General features: G+C 38.4%; 14 protein-coding genes. 4 read left to right on the top strand and 10 right to left on the bottom strand.

What is annotated here, in order from left to right; genetic code table 11:
- Positions 1 to 9: 9 nt before the first annotated feature.
- The gene (locus ACY2RU_RS06325) at positions 10 to 498 is read left to right on the top strand and encodes a hypothetical protein (protein WP_490137586.1); all 489 of its coding nucleotides are present in this window, start codon (positions 10 to 12) and stop codon (positions 496 to 498) included.
- A 139-nt stretch (positions 499 to 637) separates the two neighbouring features.
- Entirely contained in the window at positions 638 to 2,092 is a 1,455-nt protein-coding gene (locus ACY2RU_RS06320; RefSeq protein WP_490137585.1) for a membrane dipeptidase, read from the top strand.
- On the opposite strand, the gene ACY2RU_RS06315 is transcribed toward ACY2RU_RS06320, so the two are convergent.
- From ACY2RU_RS06315 to ACY2RU_RS06275, 9 genes are read right to left on the bottom strand one after another with little or no spacing between them, the layout of a single operon-like run.
- A complete protein-coding gene (locus tag ACY2RU_RS06315) occupies positions 2,089 to 2,565 on the bottom strand; it encodes a protease complex subunit PrcB family protein (protein ID WP_490137584.1) in 477 nt (158 codons plus the stop codon). The genes ACY2RU_RS06320 and ACY2RU_RS06315 overlap by 4 nt on opposite strands.
- A gap of 9 nt (positions 2,566 to 2,574) precedes the next feature.
- Entirely contained in the window at positions 2,575 to 3,702 is a 1,128-nt protein-coding gene (gene bshA / locus ACY2RU_RS06310) for an N-acetyl-alpha-D-glucosaminyl L-malate synthase BshA (RefSeq protein WP_490137583.1), read from the bottom strand.
- Positions 3,699 to 6,638, bottom strand: a complete 2,940-nt coding sequence (locus tag ACY2RU_RS06305; RefSeq protein ID WP_490137582.1) for a serine hydrolase domain-containing protein — start codon at positions 6,636 to 6,638, stop codon at positions 3,699 to 3,701. The genes bshA and ACY2RU_RS06305 overlap by 4 nt, the downstream gene beginning before the upstream one ends.
- Positions 6,639 to 6,657: 19 nt before the next feature.
- Positions 6,658 to 7,143 (bottom strand): ABC transporter ATPase, encoded by a 486-nt coding sequence (locus ACY2RU_RS06300; protein ID WP_490137581.1) that lies wholly within the window; start codon positions 7,141 to 7,143, stop codon positions 6,658 to 6,660.
- 39 nt (positions 7,144 to 7,182) lie between these two features.
- Complete coding sequence (locus ACY2RU_RS06295) at positions 7,183 to 7,974, bottom strand: (Fe-S)-binding protein (protein ID WP_490137580.1); 792 nt, start codon at positions 7,972 to 7,974, stop codon at positions 7,183 to 7,185.
- Positions 7,975 to 7,983: 9 nt separating this feature from the next.
- Positions 7,984 to 8,418 (bottom strand): LNS2 domain-containing protein, encoded by a 435-nt coding sequence (locus tag ACY2RU_RS06290; RefSeq protein ID WP_490137579.1) that lies wholly within the window; start codon positions 8,416 to 8,418, stop codon positions 7,984 to 7,986.
- Positions 8,418 to 9,740 carry a 4Fe-4S dicluster domain-containing protein gene (locus ACY2RU_RS06285; RefSeq protein ID WP_490137578.1) on the bottom strand — a complete coding sequence of 441 codons (1,323 nt, stop codon included), beginning with the start codon at positions 9,738 to 9,740 and terminating at the stop codon, positions 8,418 to 8,420. Before ACY2RU_RS06285 ends, ACY2RU_RS06290 begins: the two co-directional genes overlap by 1 nt.
- Positions 9,741 to 9,743: 3 nt before the next feature.
- Positions 9,744 to 10,694 (bottom strand): MlaD family protein, encoded by a 951-nt coding sequence (locus tag ACY2RU_RS06280; RefSeq protein ID WP_490137577.1) that lies wholly within the window; start codon positions 10,692 to 10,694, stop codon positions 9,744 to 9,746.
- A gap of 55 nt (positions 10,695 to 10,749) precedes the next feature.
- Positions 10,750 to 11,871 carry an N-acetylmuramoyl-L-alanine amidase family protein gene (locus ACY2RU_RS06275; RefSeq protein ID WP_490137576.1) on the bottom strand — a complete coding sequence of 374 codons (1,122 nt, stop codon included), beginning with the start codon at positions 11,869 to 11,871 and terminating at the stop codon, positions 10,750 to 10,752.
- A gap of 54 nt (positions 11,872 to 11,925) precedes the next feature.
- Between ACY2RU_RS06275 and ACY2RU_RS06270 the strand changes: the two genes are divergently transcribed.
- Both ACY2RU_RS06270 and ACY2RU_RS06265 read left to right on the top strand, forming a co-directional pair.
- The gene (locus tag ACY2RU_RS06270; RefSeq protein WP_490137575.1) at positions 11,926 to 14,694 is read left to right on the top strand and encodes a putative LPS assembly protein LptD; all 2,769 of its coding nucleotides are present in this window, start codon (positions 11,926 to 11,928) and stop codon (positions 14,692 to 14,694) included.
- A 21-nt stretch (positions 14,695 to 14,715) separates the two neighbouring features.
- Positions 14,716 to 15,099, top strand: a complete 384-nt coding sequence (locus tag ACY2RU_RS06265) for a RidA family protein (RefSeq protein ID WP_490137574.1) — start codon at positions 14,716 to 14,718, stop codon at positions 15,097 to 15,099.
- Positions 15,100 to 15,149: 50 nt separating this feature from the next.
- Here ACY2RU_RS06265 and ACY2RU_RS06260 read toward each other — a convergent pair whose 3' ends face one another.
- On the bottom strand, positions 15,150 to 19,529 hold the full coding sequence (locus tag ACY2RU_RS06260; protein WP_490137573.1) for a translocation/assembly module TamB domain-containing protein: 4,380 nt from the start codon (positions 19,527 to 19,529) through the stop codon (positions 15,150 to 15,152).
- Positions 19,530 to 19,619 lie beyond the last annotated feature (90 nt).

Here is a 19,619-nt window from a genome sequence, read left to right as displayed (position 1 = left end):
CAAACAAAAATGAAAAAGATCCTATTTTTAAGTATTGCATTATTGGGGCTTATGTTTACTACAGAAGCACAAAACATTTCAGAAAACGCGATCGGTATTCGTCTTGGTGATAGTGACGGACTCGGGACAGAGATCAACTATCAGCGAGGTCTTGGAGATAATAATCGTTTAGAGTTTGGTCTAGGATGGCGTAGCAGAAGTGATGTGACCGCCATTAAACTTACTGGTTTGTATCAATGGGTTTGGAACCTAGATGGTAATTTTAACTGGTATGTTGGAGCCGGTGGGGGTTTGGTACAAGTTAATTTTGATGATGATGTATTTGGTAAAGATTTTGACAATGAGACCTATGCTTTTGCGGCAGGTGATATTGGGATCGAATACGATTTTGATATTCCGCTAATTCTATCGCTTGATTTTAGACCAGAGTTTGGTTTTGGAGATTACAGCGATGACGTAGAGTTTGATATCGCCTTAGGGATACGCTACCAGTTCTAGGTTAAAAAATATATGTTCGTAGGCACCCCGTTTCTTATTAAAGGAACGGGGTGTTTGCTTTTAATTTTTATAGGAAAAATCCTATTTCCGTTCTGCTTAATTTATTGCAACTTTGTGACAACCAACCAAATAACCGTTTATGGAAACGCATTACGTAGATATTCATTGTCATCCGTCACTCAAACCGTATAGCAAAAGTTTTAAGTATGATCCTCCAAAACAGAACATTTTAAATGCCGGAAGAAAAAACTCGATCTGGCATTATAGTCCGCCAAACTTTCTAGAACGTTTTGTAAACCGAATGATCACACTTACCAAGTTTACCCAAACAGACTTGACTGCTTTGGCAAAAGCAAAGACACAAGTGGTGATTATAAGCCTCTACCCTTTTGAAAAGCACTTCCTAACAAAACGCCTGCTTGGGATCAAAGGAATTACAGATCTGCTTGTAAATTTGGCAGCCAGTGTGAGCCAGAGTCGCATAGATTATGTTCGAAATCACGATGATTATTTCCAAGATCTTATTGATGAACTTCAATTTTATAAAGAATTAGACAATATGGCGCAGGTGATAAACGGGGTCACATATACATATCGTCTGGTAAGTAGTTATTCTGAAATTCAACAAAATCTTCAAAAGGATACAGATAAGCGAAAGATCATTAATATTATCATTTCCATAGAGGGTGGACATTCGTTTAATACAGGTCTGCAAATGGATAGGAATACAGGCGATCCTGTTGAGGTTATCGCTAATGTAAAAAAAGTAAAGAATTGGGAGCACCGCCCTATCTTTTTGACATTTGCGCATCATTTTTATAACGAGTTATGTGGTCATGCCCGCAGTATTAGTATAGGTGCGTTAAAGGAAAATCAAGAACGTGAGATGAACACAGGCATCACTTCGCTAGGTCAGGAGGTCATTAAATTGTTATTAGACAATACAGAGGGGAATCGTATTCCATTAGACATAAAGCATATGAGTACAACCGCTAGGAAAGCGTATTATAAGCTGCTTGAGACTAACTATGCAAATGAAAGGATACCAGTAATTGCAAGCCATGGTGCCTGCAACGGGAAACGCTCGATCGTACAGTGGGATAAAACAGATTATCCCGATAGGGCTCGTTCTTTTAGTGACATCGATATCAACTTTTATGATGATGAGATCGTACGCATGGCAAAGAGCAATGGATTGTTCGGTCTCCAACTAGATGAGCGCCGTATAGGAAGTAAAGAAGCGATCAATACATCAAAGATCTATTTTCCGAATAAACGAAAACAGATCAGGAAAAAATCATTACTCGTTTGGCGCCAAGTAGAACACATTGCTGAAGTGTTAAATGCCAATGGGTTATTTTGTTGGGGTTTACAAGCTATAGGTAGTGATTTTGATGGTATTGTAAATCCAATTAAAGGGTTGTGGACCGCCGAAAATATTCGTGATATGGGAAGAGAACTTAAAGTATATGCCGAAGATTATTTAAAGAAGAATCAAGCTACACTACACGATTATAATAGAATTACTGCCCAAACTATCGTTGAGCGTATCTTACACGGAAATGCCATGGAGTTTATTGAAAGAAACTACTAATTGAGAACTGGAACAAAAATGACCGGCATCTTATCGTTTTTAAACTGAATCATGGTCCAAGGGCTCGTTAACGCCATGGTAACTGGTGATCGCGGGTCAGGAAAGCTTTCACTGTAATAGACAATAATGTTACGGTCGGTTAGTTCTACCCTTTCTACTTTGATCGAATATCCTCCTGTTGTTTGCTGCCCCATGGTTAAAAGTGCCACAGAATATTTCGAAAAATCAATTTCGGGAGCCATCAATCCTGGTTTACGTGTTTTGTTTACAGTAGCCAAAGCATTTTCGAAAGCTTTTACATCATTAAACGCGATCATCTCCCGTTCCATAAAATTTCCGCTACTATCACCATAAAGTACCGTAAATGGAATATCTACTTCATCTTGAAGATCAACTGGCTTTTCTTTTTCTTCGGAAACATTAGAGGATCCACAACCAGCTACGAATAATAATAAGAGTATAAGTGATTTCATGGTATGTTATTAAAGGGTTGACATGGCTAATTCATAAACGTGTTCGTATAGCGGAACGATATTGGACGTATCAAACTGTTGTGCTGCGTTTTTTGCTTGTTTCTTAAAAGTAGCGAGTGTTTCGTCATCTTTTAAAATAGAGATCGCATTGCGAGCCATTTCGTCGATATTTCCTATATCACTCAAGTAGCCGCTAACGCCTTGAATATTCACTTCTGGTAAACCACCCGTATTTGTTGAAATAACAGGAACACTGTTAGACATAGCCTCAAGTGCGGCGAGTCCAAAGCTTTCCTTTTCCGAAGGAAGCAAAAATAAATCGCTAAAACAAAGTATTTTATCTACTTCGTTGCTATTACCTAAAAACATCACCTTATCTGAAATTCCTTTCAATTTGCAAAGTAATTCGCAGGGCTCACGTTCTGGCCCCTCGCCTACTATTAATAGTTTGGCTGGAATTTCCTTCTGAATTTTATCGAAGATCTCAATTACATCACGTACCCTTTTAACTGGGCGTAAATTACTCACATGCGTAATGATGCGTTCGTTTTCCGAAGCCATAAGATCACGCTGACAATCAGTGAATGAGGTGTTTATGCCTTTTGAATCTATAAAGTTGGGGACAACGTGAATTTCATTGGTAATATCAAACAGGCGAAGTGTGTCGTGCTTTAAACTTGCAGAAACAGAGGTCACGATATCACTATTATTTATACTAAATGTTACTGCGGGTTTGTAAAACGGGTGACTTCCAACAAGGGTGATGTCGGTTCCGTGTAATGTAGTAACCATTGGAACGTAAATACCCTCTTCTTGTAGCATCTTTTTTGCCATATACCCTGCATATGCATGCGGAATGGCATAATGCACGTGAAGGAGTTCGATATCGTGCAATTTAATTGTGTCAACTAGTTTGCTAGAAAGTGCTAATTCGTATGGTTGATAATGGAACAATGGGTAATCTGGAACCGATACTTCGTGGAAGTGAATATTCCTTGAAAGTAACTCTAGGCGAACTGGCTGTTTATAGGTCACAAAATGAATTTCATGTCCGCGTTCAGCAAGTGCGATGCCGAGTTCTGTAGCGACAACACCGCTTCCGCCAAAAGTTGGGTAACAAACTATTGCGATTTTCATAGGCTGGTATTATCAATTTCTCTATCGATAGCTTCATAGATGGCTTCCTGTATTTTACTACGAAGGTCGCTTCCTATTAAACTCCGGTTATTAGCATCTGGGTAGGTTCTATTAGATAAAAATACGTAAACAATTTCTTCTTCAGGATCGGCCCAAGTAAAAGTACCTGTAAATCCGCTATGTCCAAAACTGGTCATAGACACACAGCCACAAGTAGGACCAGATTCGCCCAATTGAGGCTTGTCGAAACCAACGCCTCGCCGAATATTATTTTCACAGTAATAACATTTATTGAACGCATCAATAGTTTCGGGTTTAAAGAAGCGTTCACCTCCATAAAATCCTTTGTTTAGATACAACTGCATGATCTTTGCAATATCGTTTGCATTGCTAAAAAGTCCGGCATGACCGCTCACGCCGCCAAGCATAGCAGCACCTTGATCATGCACATAGCCATGTACTTTTTGCATTCTAAAATAGTTGTCTTCTTCAGTTGGCACAATATCTACCTTCTGAAATTTTTCAAGAGGCAAATAAGTAGTATAATTTGCACCGAGCGATTCATATAGATTGCGCTGTACAATGGTTTCCATAGACGTTCCGTAGAAATCTTCTAGATATTTTTTAATAAGATAATACGGAAGGTCACTATACTTATAACCAGCCCTATCGCGAAGATCACTCTCTCTGATTTCCTTATAAATGGTATCTATATAATCTGAACGCATATACAGATCATTCGCAACTTGGATCTTAAAGTCACCATTTTTGGTAGTTGCATAGTATTTACTATTTGGTTTTTTGGTAACCGAATCTATTGTATGAGCATAAAATGGAATCCAGGCTTTAAGTCTAGCCGTATGAGTTAACATACGTTGTAACGTGATATTTTTTTTATTTGAATTTTTAAACTCTGGAAGCATCTCCGAGAGTTTTGTGTTCATACTGATAAGGTCTCTGTCATAAAGCCCCATTACCATAGGAAGTGACGCTAAGATCTTTGTGAGTGAAGCTACATCATAGAGATCATTGTCTTTAACCGAGTTTTTTCTGGATTGCGTATGATAACCGAAGTTTTTGCTATAGATAACTTTCCCCTTTCTAGCAACCAAAATTTGAGCTCCAGGCATCATTCCGGCGTACAACCCCACTTTGGCAAGCGAATCAATTTTGTTTAGCTTATAGCTATTCACGCCAACCGACTCGGGTGTTCCGTACTGTAAACGTTTTAAACTTTTAGTTTCAAAATGTGTGTTGAGAGGGAAATCTTCGCCCAACGAAACTGGAAGTCTTCCTGTCGCTTCCCGGGCTCCAAAGATCAGTTGAGCCGAAAGTTCCTGAGAAATTACACTGTTTTGGTAAGAAACGATCACCCCTTCAAAATTGGCCGTCGTTTTTAGGTCTAGCAAGGCATACGGTCTGGCGAATACATCTAAGATGACCGTATTGGTTCGGGCAATTTCATACAGCCAAACCAATTCCTTTTCAGTGAGTTTATAATCTTTCCACGGATTGTCGTTCGATTTATGAAAACCAACAACCACATAATTATAGTTTTTTAACTTTGTAATATAACTATCCAGACTAGTTGCTTTTACCCAATCAACCTTGGCATATTTACGCATCTGTTCGAGAAAAGGTGTCCCCGAATCATCTCCAAAGTTAACATAAGCGATCTTTTTTTCTTTTAAATCCTTAATAGGCAATATGGCGTCTTTGTTCTTAACCACGGTCAAGGCTTTTTCCATCACCTCTTCCATAAGAACATCATCAATAACCGAGTTAAGCTCTTCACCGAGGTAATTGGTGTTAACCGGTGTATACGCGTTAAGACCAAGTTTGTATTTGGCGTACAATATTTTCTTAACTGAATGTGCTAGGCGTTCTTCAGAAATTATCTGCTCACGATATGCATTCACTATTAAGGCATGTGCCTTCGGAATATCTTCGGAAATGAGCAATACGTCATTTCCAGCTAAAAACGCAGCCAGATCGATCTCTCCAGGACTTTTAAAATTGGAAGCACCCTTCATATTGAGGGCATCAGTAAAGATCAATCCGTTAAAGCCGAGTTCTCCTTTGAGCATTTCGGTTACGATCGTCTTTGACAGTGATGACGGAAGATCAAGTTGGTCTTCCAAAGAAGGAACATTTAAGTGTGCAACCATCACACTGCTTAACCCCTCTCTAATCAATCTTTTATACGGATACAGTTCGATGCTGTCTATGCGTTCTTTTGTAAAGTTGATCGTTGGCAGGGATTTATGAGAATCGGTATCGGTATCTCCATGCCCAGGAAAATGCTTTGCGTTAGCCATAATACCGGCTTGCTGCATTCCTTTCATAAATGCCAAGGCCTTTTCTGTTACATTTTCTTTATCTTCTCCAAAGGAACGATTTCCAATAATGGGATTGTCTGGATTAGTATTTATATCAACCACAGGGGCAAAATTGATATGAACGCCTAAGCGTTTGCAATGTTCGCCAATTCGTTTTGCTACGCGTTCAACCACGTTATTGTCTGTAATTGCACCCAAAGTCATATTCCACGGATAGGCATAGGTGGAATCGAGACGCATGGCTAAGCCCCACTCGGCATCCATTGCGATCATTAAAGGAACTTTTGCTTTAGCTTGAAACTCGTTGTTTAATTTGGCTTGGCGTTGCGGACCTCCTTTTGAAAAGATCACACCTCCAATGTATTGTTCTTCGATAAGTTTATTGATCTTATCGGTTTTAGATTTAGGGTCACTTGAAAATACGTCGACCATAAAAAGTTGCCCTACCTTTTCCTGAAGCGACATATTTCCATAGACACTATCGACCCATTTTTGCTGGTTCGGAAAATCCTTGGTATCGATCAGCGGATTCTGCTGTTGGGCAAAAATGGCGATATGGCATATTAAAAATATGGCGGAGGCAAGCGTCTTTTTCATGTATGATAAGTTACAAAAACTATGCTAGAAATCGGCTGTGCCAGCTTTCTTTAGCAGGCACTTCCCAATTCTCTAAATATTCAGCTTTGGTATTCACTAAGTTGTTGAAAACAATGGTATTTGGAGAAACCGAACGTGCCTTAGCCATCTTTCTAAAATCTGTAAGAGACTTATGTGCAATATGTTCTCCGTTGTAGTAGGTCACATTCATCTTGTCAAGTAGATCAATATCCATTTCTTTTTCAAGGGTTTGAATAAAGCGTACAGAAGCATCGATACTACAGCCAGAAGCCGAAGCATTTTGTTGATTAAGACCAATTATGATAAAGCGATTGTATTTTAATTCAAATCCTGCCTCCAGATCAGCGCCATGCGCTGTCCATTCCGTCAGAAACTCAGACATTTTTGCTTCAATTGTAGTGACCTCGGTATCTGTTAATTTTCTGTTCGCTTGATAGATCCAAATTCTTGAATCATTGGGTAGGTCTTTAAATTCGGTGAGCATATGTTTTAATTGAAAATGAGGTTAAAAATGCTATGCTGCTTATAGGTCTTGTGCAGAAGCGATCATCTCAGCAATATCTAAAACTTCTACCGATTCTTCGGCATGTTTAGCTTTTACGCCATCTGTAAGCATGGTATTGCAAAAAGGACAACCAGCAGCAATGATCTTGGGTTGTATTTCTAAGGCTTCTTCGGTACGCTCTACATTGATGTCTTTGTTTCCTGGCTCAGGTTCCTTAAACATTTGCGCTCCACCAGCACCGCAGCATAAACCACGGGTCTTGCAGCGTTTCATCTCAACGAGTTCCACTTCTAGTTTCCGAAGCAGATCACGAGGTGCTTCGTATTCATTGTTAGCTCTACCTAAATAGCATGGATCGTGAAACGTGATACGTTTACCTTTAAATTTACCACCTTCTACTTTGAGTCGGCCTTCATTTAAAAGATCTTTTAAGAATTGGGTATGGTGTAATACTTCGTAATTCCCTCCTAATTCTGGATATTCATTTTTGATGGTGTTAAAGCAATGCGGACAAGCAGTTACTACTTTTTTTATTCCGTAGCCATTAAGCACTTCAATATTCGGCACAGCCTGCATTTGAAACAAAAATTCGTTTCCAGCACGCTTTGCAGGATCTCCAGTGCAACTTTCTTCAGTTCCTAGCACAGCAAAATCAACACCGGCATTGTTGAGTAGTTTAACAAAAGCTTTGGTGATCTTTTTTGCGCGATCATCAAAACTACCAGCGCAACCCACCCAAAACAATACTTCGGGTTGTTTTCCTTGCGCCATATACTCGGCCATCGTTGGTACTTTTATCGCTTCACTCATATTGAATATTTAATCTTTAAAGACTTGAATCGTCACTTTTTTATCTACTAGATCGGTAAATTTCCCTTTGTAGCGAGTTGCCTTTACAAGGTGATTATCGACCCAATGATAGTTTCCTCCACGAGGTTTTCCCATAAGCATAGAGTGATATTTAAAACCGTGTTTGTTTAACCAAGTTTCGGTTACTTCTCTATGTGCTTCGGTACGTGATGTAAAAAAACAGATAATATGACCGTCATCATACCATTTGTTCAGGGTTTTTAAGGCATCCGGAAATGGCTCGCAAGTTGCCATGCGTTCTGGTTCCTCATTTGGGACGTCTTCAGTGATGGTTCCGTCAATGTCAATAAGGTAATTTTTAATTCCTTTTGGTAAAATAGGACTCACATGAGATCCTTCCTCTACCTTTTTATGTAATAATTCTTCTACGTCCTCTTTTTTCATTATGCTTCGTTCTTCCAGTTTAATCTATCCATTTGGTTAAATGGCCAGGGTGCTCCATTGTTTTCGATATTGGTCATGGTAACATTTAATTCATTTGGGGCTGCCGATTGTTCCATGACGAGATATTGTCTCATATCCATAATAATGGACAGCGGATCAATGCTCACAGGACAAGCTTCAACACAGGCGTTACAAGTTGTACATGCCCAAAGCTCCTCGCGTGAAATATAATCGTCAAGCAATTGCTTCCCGTCGGGTTTAAACGTTCCGTTTTTATCTATATTCTTACCAATTTCTTCTAAACGATCCCGTGTGTCCATCATGATCTTGCGCGGGGATAATTTTTTACCCGTTTGATTGGCTGGACATTCGCTGGTACATCTACCACACTCGGTACACGTATAGGCGTTAAGGAGTTGAATTTGTGTTAAGTCTATAACATCACTCGCTCCAAATTTTGCGGGAGCTTCGGCACCTTCTGGTGGCGCTGCGAATGGATCTACATTTGGGTCCATCATCATTTTTACTTCCGCAGTAACCGCATCATTATTTTTAAACTGGCCTTTAGGTGTTAATTTTCCGAAGTAAACATTGGGAAAAGCCAACATGATATGAAGGTGTTTCGAAAAGTATAAATAATTTAAGAAAACGAGAATACCCAAAATATGAATCCACCATGCGCTACGCTCAATAATGATAAGGGTTGCTTCGGAAAGACCAGAAAACAAAGGTGCGATATACTGACTAACAGGAAACGAACCTGCTACGGTATAATGAGCTGCACCCAAATTTTGAAGTTGTAGGTCGGCTGCGTTCATAGTAAGAAACAATACCATGAGTACCATTTCGAAATAAAGAATGAAATTACCATCCTTCTTTGGCCAACCGGTCATTTCCTTTGACCAAAATCTTTTTATTTTCTGAATATTTCTTCGTGTCCAAAAGATGATAACACCTATGAGAACAAGTAATGCGAGAATTTCAAAGGTTCCAATAAGGACGTTGTACACCACGCCCAAAGATGAAAAGATACGGTGCGTTCCGAAGAGTCCGTCGATAATGATCTCAACTACTTCAATATTGATCACGATAAAACCTACATAGACAATAATGTGTAGAAAGCCAGCAACGGGTCTCACGACCATTTTTGACTGTCCTAACGCAATGCGAAACACATTACCCATGCGTTCACCCTTATGGTCTGTTGCATCAACTGGTTTTCCGAGCTTGATATTTCGGATAACCTTTCGAATATTTTTTGTAAAGTAGCCAATACCTGCGGCAAGGGCTACAAGAAAAATTATGTTTGGTAGATATTGCATGCCTTATTTATTAGGATCCTCAGGTTCTTTATAGCCTTTGTCTCGTTTTCCAAAGAGCGAAAAATGCACATAGCGTTTCGGGTTCAATTTAAGATCCTGTAATAATTCTTCGAGTTGACGAGAAGCTCCCTCTAAATTCTCGTACATCGCTTCGTCTTTAAGTAATTTTCCAATGCTTCCTTCACCGTTTTCAATCCCTGCCATAATAGCATTCAGGTTTTTAGTAGCGTCTTCTATCTGCGCTACCATTTTTCCAGTGTCAATTTGAGCTAGTGAATCGGACAGGCGTGCAAAATTTTGAGAAGTGACATCTAGGTTGTCGAAGGTTCGGTTTAATTTTTCTTGATTATCCCCAAGTAGCACATCAGTTTTGCGAGTAATTCCTTTGAATGACGCCGAGGCATCTGCAATATTTTTAAGGGCTCGTTGTAGATCTTTACGTGCTTCTTCATCAATTACAGCTGTCATACTCAGCAACAAGGTGTCAACCGTGGCAAGTGTATTATTGACCTTGGCTTCTAATGGGCCCAAACGTGCTGTAACTGCGTCAAGCATACCTTGTTCAATTTCGCCACGTAGTGTATCTCCAGTTTTTGCAATGTTTTTTACATCGTATTCGGGAAAGATACCAACCGATTTTCCGCCTATTAATCCACTGCTGTATATACGGACAAGGCTGTTTTTTGAAAATTCAAAATCATTTTCAACGGTGAACTCTACGACGAGGCCACCACTATTACCAATAAATTTTATATCCTGAACTTTACCAACTTTTAAACCATTGATGGTTACGGGTGCCGCTTTGGCTAAACCTTCAACATTTGAATATTTAACGTAGAAAGTTCTATGTTTTTCTAAGAGATTAGTGCCTTTTAAGTAGTTATACCCAAAAATGAACAATAAGATCGCTCCAATGGCAAGAATTCCGGTTTTTACTTCTTTAGTAAGTCTCAAAAGGCTCCTTTTTTTATAATGTCAAATTTAACAATAAATATAGTGAATAGAGACATTAATTATTGCCTGATTGCAACACTTTCGAAAGATTTAACTTTTTACCATCCTTATAAGCTACAATGAAAGCTGAGCTGTACCCTTTCTCTTGTGCGAAGGTCTTCATCAATTGAATTTTATTGTAATCATTGGTACTTCCGTAGAAATATTTATACAGCTTGTTTTCGGTATCGCGGCTAATTTCTTTTAAACCTTTAAAATTTTGAGGCTTGGGATCCAGTTTTTTACTACTCGCTGCCAATTGCACTTTAAATGTAATGCCTTCGTAGATCTTTTCTTCAGTGGTATTTATGGCATTTTCTATTTCAGCTTCCGTGATCACTGGGTTTTGCGCATCTTCAGTAGCCAATGAAATGTTCTCTTTATAAGTAATGATGCCCTTTGCAATTTCCTGTGCTAATTCTTTTCTGCCTTTTTTTGAGTTGATATATGGCCCCTCACTATTATTGGTAAGAAATCCTAATTCAATCAGTACGCTTGGCATATACGAACTGTGTAACACCCAGAAGGGCGCCGAACGTACACTGCGATCTTTACGTTTTAGGTTATTGACCATATTATTTTGGATAAGACCAGCCAGCATAATACTTTGATCAAGGTATTCTTCCTGTATTAAAGTGAGTCCGATAAGTGATTCAGGCGACGTAGGATCAAAGCCAGCATATTTTTCTTCGTAATTATCTTCTAAAAAGATCACTTCATTTTCTTTCTTGGCAGTTTCTAAGTTTTTACCAGATTTATCGACACCCATTACAAAGGTCCCTGCACCATATGCTTGCGTATTGTGTGAATCGCAATGTATTGATACAAAGATGTCAGCATCAATTTTATTGGCAATAGGCCCTCGGTCATACAGTTCGATAAAAACATCGGTTTTTCGCGTATATACAACTTTGATGTCTGGATGTTTCTCTAAAAGCTTACCAACTTGTAACGTCACGTCTAAAACAATGTCTTTCTCGTAGAAGCCATTACCTCGGTTTCCTGAGTCTTTACCACCATGCCCAGCATCGAGTACGACTATAAAGGGTTTTGTGGTATCATTTTGGCCAATAGTAAAAGCCGAAAGTAAAAAGATACAAACGGGTAGTAAGAAAAGTAATTTTTTATTCGTTGTCATAACAGGTATAACGTAGGTTGAAATTTGATATTTTAAAAATATGGCATAAAAAATATGCTTACTTTTGGACTTTCAAAAACTAAGCCAAAACTACAAATTATTAGGTTCGGGACATTGCAGACATTAAAACAATCTTACTTAGTTATCACCATCTGCTTGTTAATAAGCAGCAGCCTAGTGTATTCACAAGATATTCCGCCAAAAAATGAAGTAGACCTGCCCGCTGTTGATACTACGGAAATCAAAAATGTTTCTTTCGACCAAATTCTTTCAGAAAAGAATGAAAAAATCACCGATACGGTAAAAAAGGATACGGTAAAGCTAGCGCCAGAAGTGCTTGATAATATTGTTGATTATTACGGAGAAGACTATGTGTACCTCGATCGAAAGGAAAACAAGGTATATTTATACAACAAGGCCTATGTAATTTACGGCGATGTACGTATTGACGCAGGATTGATCATTATAGACAATGAAAAGAATGAGGTTTACGCCAAGGGAATAGACAGTATGGGCGTTTATAGCCAGTCTCCTGTTTTTGTGCAAGGTGCTAATGAAGTAAGACCCGATTCAATTCGCTTTAATCAAAAAACTGAAAAAGCGCTTGTGTATAACTCACGTACAGAGCAAAACGGGTTTAAGGTAATAGCTGAAGTCACAAAAAAAATTAATGATTCGGTTGTTTTTCTTCGGAATGTAAAATTTACTACTTCAACGAATATTGATGACCCTGAATATTATTTCTATACACGAAAAGCGAAATTTGTTCCTAAAAAGAAGATCGTTACAGGTCTTACCAATATGTATATAGCCGATGTGCCAACTCCTATTGGGCTCCCGTTTGCGTTTTTCCCGTTAACTGAAGATCGCACCTCCGGCTTTATTATTCCTACTATAGGTGAGAATAGTAATCGCGGTTTCTTTTTTCAAAATGGGGGTTATTATTTTGCGATCAATGATTATTTAGATTTAACCCTCTTGGGCGATTATTACACCAATGGTAGTTATGGACTTAGAGCAGAATCTGCATACGCCGCGCGTTATCGTTTTAGTGGAAATGTAAGTTTGCGTTATGAAAGCCTTCTTACTAGTGAACGCGGCTTTCCAAATTTTGAGCAAAGTTCTGTTTACAATATTCGATGGAGCCATAATCAAGACCCAAAATCGAATCCCAGTTCGCGTTTTGCAGCCTCTGTGAATCTAGGAAGTAGCACCTATTTTAGGCAGTCGGTTAACCAAACCAACAACGCAAGTGCTTTGGTAAACACACTTAATTCGTCAGTTTCCTATTCAAAGACCTTTGATGGAGAGCCTTCAGTAAATTTTACGATCGCAGGAACGCACACCCAAAACACCAATACAGAGCAAATAACCATGTCTTTGCCTAATATTAATGCAAGTGTTTCTAGGATCTTTCCGTTTGCCCCTAAAGACGGTGTTAAGAAAGGAATTATAGAGAATATCAACTTTCAATACGATGTAAGTGCTAGAAATCAGTTTACCATTCAGGATTCCTTATTTTTTAAGCCTGAAATGTTCCGAGCTGCTGAAATTGGCGCGAGGCACACCATTCCGGTTACAACCAACTTTAAGATCTTTAATTATTTAAGCGCTTCCGCAGGAACAACCTATCAAGAAACTTGGGTTGGAAAGACCATCAGCAGAGAATATGACGAAACTCTCGACGGCGGTACTGGCGGTGTTGTTACAGATACAATTAGTGGATTTGATGCCTATAGAACCTATAATTTTTCAACAAGTCTAGGAACTACCCTCTACGGTATTTTTAATTTTGGTGATGATAAAAAGATCCAAAAGATACGTCATGTGGTTCGGCCTTCGGTAGGTTACAGTGTTAATCCAGCTTTTGATGAGTTTTACGATTCCTATACGATTCCAGCAGCACAAGCTGCAGACCCAGATGTGAGTGATGAGTTAATTCAGTATTCACGCTTTGAAAATAGCTTATTTGGTGCTCCTGGGCGTACATTTTCTAGTAGTATATCTATGGCGCTGAGTAATACCTTTGAAGCCAAAGTACGCGACAAAGACACCACCGCGACCGAGGCAAAGAATGTTACTTTATTAAACAATTTAAACTTTAGAACAGCCTATAATCTCGCAGGTGATTCATTGCAATGGAGTCCGTTGCAATTTACAGGAAGCATTCCCATAGTGCCTAAATTAGATTTTAATTTTAGCGGAACTTTAGATCCTTACGCCTTAGACAATAGCAACCAACGCATTGATGTTTTCAACATTGAAAATGGCGGAAGTTTATTTCGTTTTGAACGGGCTAACGTAAGTGTTAACTATAGTTTTTCAAGTAAAGATTTTGAAGGAAAAGGCGGCGAATCTGACGATGAAACTTTTAGGAATGGAGGACGAAAAGACGATCTTTTTGGGGAAGCAACCAATATTGACGATGGTGATATTTACAAGGAAGATGATGATAAAGAAGTTAGAACCCGTAATTGGTACGACTATGATATTCCATGGACACTTCGACTGGCCTACACTATAACTTATGAGAACAGCAGGCGACAAAATGAAATATCATCGCAGTCGCTTATGTTTAGCTCTAACTTAGAGCTCTCACCGCGTTGGACCGTTGGGATGTCGTCGGGTTATGATTTTAAACAAAAAGGGATCACGTCAACACAATTTCGTTTTCAACGGGATCTGGAAAGCTGGAAAATGTCTTTTAACTGGACGCCAATTGGAGCGTTTAATACATCCTGGTATTTTTACGTCGGAATTAAATCGTCTGTGTTAAGCGATATCAAGTATGATAAACGAAGAGAGCCAGATCAAGGCTTATAACAATTTATATTTCTGAAAATTATGTCAAAAAAGATCATCAATACATCAAAAGCGCCTGCACCAATCGGAGCATATAGTCAGGCTGTATTAAAGGGAAATATGTTATTTACTTCCGGCCAGATCGCTATTGATCCTGCAACTAGTGAGTTGATAAACGGAACTGTTTCCGAAGAAACCGAACAAGTGATGAAAAACTTAAAAGCAGTCCTTTCTGAAGCAGGTATGACTTTCGAAAACGTGCTTAAAACATCTATTTTTATTGCAGATATGGAAGATTTCGCTGCTATCAATAAGGTTTACAGTACCTATTTTGATGAGGCTACAGCTCCAGCAAGAGAAACGGTAGAAGTAGCCAATTTACCTAAATATGTAAATGTGGAGATCTCAATGATCGCGGCTTTGTAACTCATAAAACGGTTCCTTTGTTTGCTCAGGAAGTACAAATAAACGTACCTCTAATTGTCATCGTCTTGTTTTACGCCGTCCTTGTTAAAATTTACCGGGAAACTATTATCATCTGGCAGCACAGGAATTTCTTCCTCTTTGGCACGGGTTAGCTTCTTATTGAATAAGCGCTGCATTAATTCTTTCATGGTATCAAAATCTACCGAATATGAAACCCCTGCTCCTTGTTCAAAGATTTGATCTTCTCCAATAAATTGAATATCTCCCTGTCTATTGAAGAATTTCATCCGCAGACTTCCGTCTTCATTGATCAGCCATTGCACTTCTAGGTCGCCGGCAATAGCAGATTCGCTCGCTCCGCCAACAGGTACTCCCACTTTTCCGTTGATAAGAACACGTTCGCTAACTTTTGTTGAAAAAGTGATCCCTACCCTATCTGAGGTCTCTTGATTGGGTGATTTACTCCCCGTTTGGTAATCTAAACCTACCTTAAACTTATTATCTTCATCGGCGAAGAGTTGATTTACGAGACCCGAAACACGATCGGCAAGTAAACTGCTTCCAAAAGTACCAGCTCCTTCATAGTTATCATTTACAAAGGAGTTATTAGCAACCAGGAATAAAGCTTGTTTTTGTCGTTCTTCTTCGTTTTGAAGTTTAAAATCTAACTCACTCTTTACAATAGAACTTACCCGCGGAAAATCGACTCTAAACTTAAGGTCTGGCTGAATCAGTTCGCCTGTAAGATCAACATAGACATTTACTGGGATATCCCTGTTAAATGATGGGTTGTCTAGTAAGATCGACGGATTTGCTTCTGTTTTGTAAACAGCGCTTAAGTTGAGAATGGCTCGTTCTGGACTACCTTCCCACACAATACTTCCCCCAGATTCCACTGCTATCTTTCTTTGTATGAGTCCGCCATACCTAAAATCATATATTCCTTCAATCACCAAAAAGTCACCCCACATTCTAAATTTCCCCAATGTATTGATCTCCAAAAGCAAAATTCCAGCTCCGCGTCCTGTAAGTGTTGAATTATTCACTTGATCAACCACTACTTCCACTTCGGCATTTTCGTTAATATCGAGTTCAAAATTTAGCGATAATCCTTTGATCTCTTCTGTTACAACCTGTTCTCCACTAATACGCGCGCGTTTTTCTTCCGGAGATAAAAAGTGAATAAAGGAATCATCACCAATAGATTCGGTGTCGCTAATCGGAATTTTAAATGTGGTACCTCTTTCGGTGGTAGCAACAACATCAACGACGAGTTCATCTATAGGTCCTGCAATATTGGCGGTACCACTAATAAAGGCAGTTCCGTAGTATAAAGCATCTTCTTCAGGCGGAGTATCGAGCACTAATAAACGATCGGTCTCTATGGCCAGATCGAGTTCCCAGTCGCCAAAATTTTTATGCGTTGCAAAACCTTCAAATGTACCTTCAGTGTCATATTTAGTATCAGTAATAGTGGTTTTTAGAACGGCAATTTTATCTTTGGTAACAACCAATTGCGTTCCATCGTTTAAATTGAAATCTGTATTCAGATAGGGAACCTTTAAGCCGCTATTCTGAAGGTCAAAACGCCCTTTAATATCTGGAGATCTATAGTCTCCCGAAACCTTTGCGGAGCCTGTTATAAAGCCTCGAATATCTGTGATCACGTCACCGCCAAACGGACTAAACGCTTGCATGTTGAATTCATTAAGATCTACATTTAGATCAATGGTTGGATTTTTAGGGGAAACATCAATTTTACCAACTGCGTTAATAGATTTAATATCTTTATTGGTCAGTGTTGTGTTAATATCGTATTTCGTTAGATCGCTATTACCGCGCACTTTAATATCAAGATCTCCAAAAGGAACTTCATTAATGATCACTTCATCTACAAACAAAGCCGCATTTGGATAATAAAGGCCGTTTTTTTGAAGCAGGTCTAAACTTCCGTTAATATTTCCAGTAAGTCGCAAGCTATCTACATACGGGGTAATATTGCCCAGATTTACGTCTTTAAATCGAACTTTTACATTTTTATAAGTGGAATCGGAAAGTGCTCCTGCTAATTGAATGAGCTCATTTTCATGGCTTAACACTAGCGAATCGATACGAATGCTCTTAAATTTGTCATCAAAAACGACCTTGTTTTGTTGATTGTTGTTTTCATTGATATACCAAACCTTGTCCTTATAGGTAATATCAGATTTTTTAACACCTACTACCGACTTCCCATTTTGATTAATCGTGTGATAGAGCGACAAGTTGAAAAGATCTTCTTTGCGCGTCCCTCCTTTAAATTCAGATCGAATATACAGTGTGTCATGAAGTGTTTTATTGATCAAACTGAAATCTACAACTTCATATACACCCGTATAAATTGAATCTACAGAAACATACGTATTATAGAGCGGGTTGTTATTATCTACCTGCACATTCACCTTTCCTAAGTAATTTTTAAAAAGTAATATTTCAGGAGAGCGAAAGTCTAGTTTGAATTTTGATTCATCTGAAGAAACGGAACCTTTGATCTGAGTGTTTTCACCCAGTTGCAGGTCTGGAACAAAGAGGTCCACAACCTTATTGTAAACAGTGAAGTTATAGTCGATAAACTGATTGGTAGTTACTTCCGAAGGAATATAATTTGTGTAAATACTTCCAATACCGTTCTGAAACAAATTTGGAATATCCTCTATCAAAAAATTTCCAGAGATCTTACCATTGATGATATCTGGAGATTTAATTTCTATGGTTCGAAGTTCATTTTCAAAAGACGACAAAATTAAGAAATCAGCAAAGAAAAAATCGTCTGCTTCATTTTGATAAAATGTATTATTAAATTTAATTGTCCCTACGGCATCATCTATGCTCGTTCCGTCCATATCCATAATGACCTTACCAGAGAAAACAGATACGCTGTCTCGTTTAAACAAGTTTAATTTGTTTAGTTCGGCATATTCAACATTTGCCTCAAAATCGTATTGATTAAACTGTTTTGAAGCGTCGATCAAACCAGTAAAATCGAGCTTTAAATTGGGGTCATCTATGGTTAAATTACCATTAAATAATGGATTTCGGAGGTTACCTGAAACCTTTATTTTTTGATAATTGTAGCCTTCAAAGTTAAAAACAGTGATAGAGCCATTAACCTCTGTATTTACTGTGTTTTGAGTAAAACCGCGGCCTTTTAAATTAAGATCGGCTGTTGTTTTTCCCAGAGAAGTAGTGCCTACTATCTTTCCTAGGTTAAACTGATCAAGTTTAATGTTTCCTTCGTAGTAGGCATTTTCAATATCGTCGAGATTACCCAGTTTTGCATTGGCTGTTACATTTCCAATAGCACTTCTTAAAACAGTGTTCGTTGTTAATTCTGGTCCGTTGATACGCGTAGTACCTACAAAAGTGACTGTTCCAAGAGGTTTTATTTGTTCAGGTAAGATATTACCGAGCACACGCGGCATAAATCTACGCAGCTCGTAATAGCTGGTATTGATGTTGTGATTTTTAAGCTGGATATCGTAAAGCTTTTCTTTGTCTAATAAGTTTATAAAGGTGAAATCTCCTGTAATACGCGAATCACCCGTATTCAGGATGACGTTTTCAAAATCAAAATTGTTTAAAGTTCCTTTAAAATTACCATCAACTGAAATGATCTGATCCGGTCCAAATTCATTATATAAGGTATTGAGGTCATTTGTGGCTATTTGCGTGTTTTTTAGATCGGCTATGATCTCAACAGTATTGTTAAAATCACCAAAGCCAGTGGCTCCGTGATTCAATATAACGGTTCCATTAATGGTTGAAGCTTCAGTTTCTAAGGTGATGTCACTTAATTCTAACTTTTCAAGTGTATATAAAATGCCTCCTTTTAGGTTTTTTATATCAAAGCCGAAGTCGGTTTTTGTACTGAATTCTTCCAATTGAGCTTCTACATCAGGACCTGTGATCTTAAAGTCGTCTGCCTGAAGATTTACGTCTGTAAGCTCTACTAAAATGGGGTCTTCTTGATTTTCATCAGAAATGCGAACATGGCTATCGGTTAAGCGAAGATCATTTCCGAAGAGAGAAAAAACATTACCACTTGGTTCGCCTGTATTAAATTTTTCGGCAAAAATGTTCAAATTATCATCTTCCTCTCCTTTATATGTCTTAACATAAAGTTTAGCGTGGCTTAGGTCGATATTTCCAAAACCAAGATCACCAGCAATTAAATTTCTAAAGCTTAGAATGTTAGTTTGAAGTTGCTCGGCATAAATAAGAGTATCTTGATGATGGTCTTCAATATAGATCTCTCTAATATCAACTTCACCCTTCCAATTGAGACCTAAACGTTCAATATTGATGTCGGTTCCGTAGGTTTCGTTTAGATCGGTTGTTACCTTTGTAGCAATGTATGTTTGTACCTTCGGAATAGAAAGAATAATAACCATAAGCACAAGCAGCAAGACGATGATTGCGAAGGTTCGAACTATTATTTTTCTTAATTTTTTGATACGCTTTTAATGTTTTAATTTTACTAC

The sequence above is a fragment of the Ulvibacter sp. 2305UL32-6 genome (genome assembly GCF_058148545.1).
Note: the sequence above shows the minus strand (reverse complement) of the source record. Positions and strands in the feature narration are given on the sequence as shown.

Coding starts and splice junctions, on each gene's coding strand:
- ACY2RU_RS06325 (WP_490137586.1), top strand. CDS start 10: ATGAAAAAGATCCTATTTTTAAGTATTGCATTATTGGGGCTTATGTTT.
- ACY2RU_RS06320 (WP_490137585.1), top strand. CDS start 638: ATGGAAACGCATTACGTAGATATTCATTGTCATCCGTCACTCAAACCG.
- ACY2RU_RS06315 (WP_490137584.1), bottom strand. CDS start 2,565: ATGAAATCACTTATACTCTTATTATTATTCGTAGCTGGTTGTGGATCC.
- bshA (WP_490137583.1), bottom strand. CDS start 3,702: ATGAAAATCGCAATAGTTTGTTACCCAACTTTTGGCGGAAGCGGTGTT.
- ACY2RU_RS06305 (WP_490137582.1), bottom strand. CDS start 6,638: ATGAAAAAGACGCTTGCCTCCGCCATATTTTTAATATGCCATATCGCC.
- ACY2RU_RS06300 (WP_490137581.1), bottom strand. CDS start 7,143: ATGCTCACCGAATTTAAAGACCTACCCAATGATTCAAGAATTTGGATC.
- ACY2RU_RS06295 (WP_490137580.1), bottom strand. CDS start 7,974: ATGAGTGAAGCGATAAAAGTACCAACGATGGCCGAGTATATGGCGCAA.
- ACY2RU_RS06290 (WP_490137579.1), bottom strand. CDS start 8,418: ATGAAAAAAGAGGACGTAGAAGAATTATTACATAAAAAGGTAGAGGAA.
- ACY2RU_RS06285 (WP_490137578.1), bottom strand. CDS start 9,740: ATGCAATATCTACCAAACATAATTTTTCTTGTAGCCCTTGCCGCAGGT.
- ACY2RU_RS06275 (WP_490137576.1), bottom strand. CDS start 11,871: ATGACAACGAATAAAAAATTACTTTTCTTACTACCCGTTTGTATCTTT.
- ACY2RU_RS06270 (WP_490137575.1), top strand. CDS start 11,926: ATGCTTACTTTTGGACTTTCAAAAACTAAGCCAAAACTACAAATTATT.
- ACY2RU_RS06265 (WP_490137574.1), top strand. CDS start 14,716: ATGTCAAAAAAGATCATCAATACATCAAAAGCGCCTGCACCAATCGGA.
- ACY2RU_RS06260 (WP_490137573.1), bottom strand. CDS start 19,529: ATGGTTATTATTCTTTCTATTCCGAAGGTACAAACATACATTGCTACA.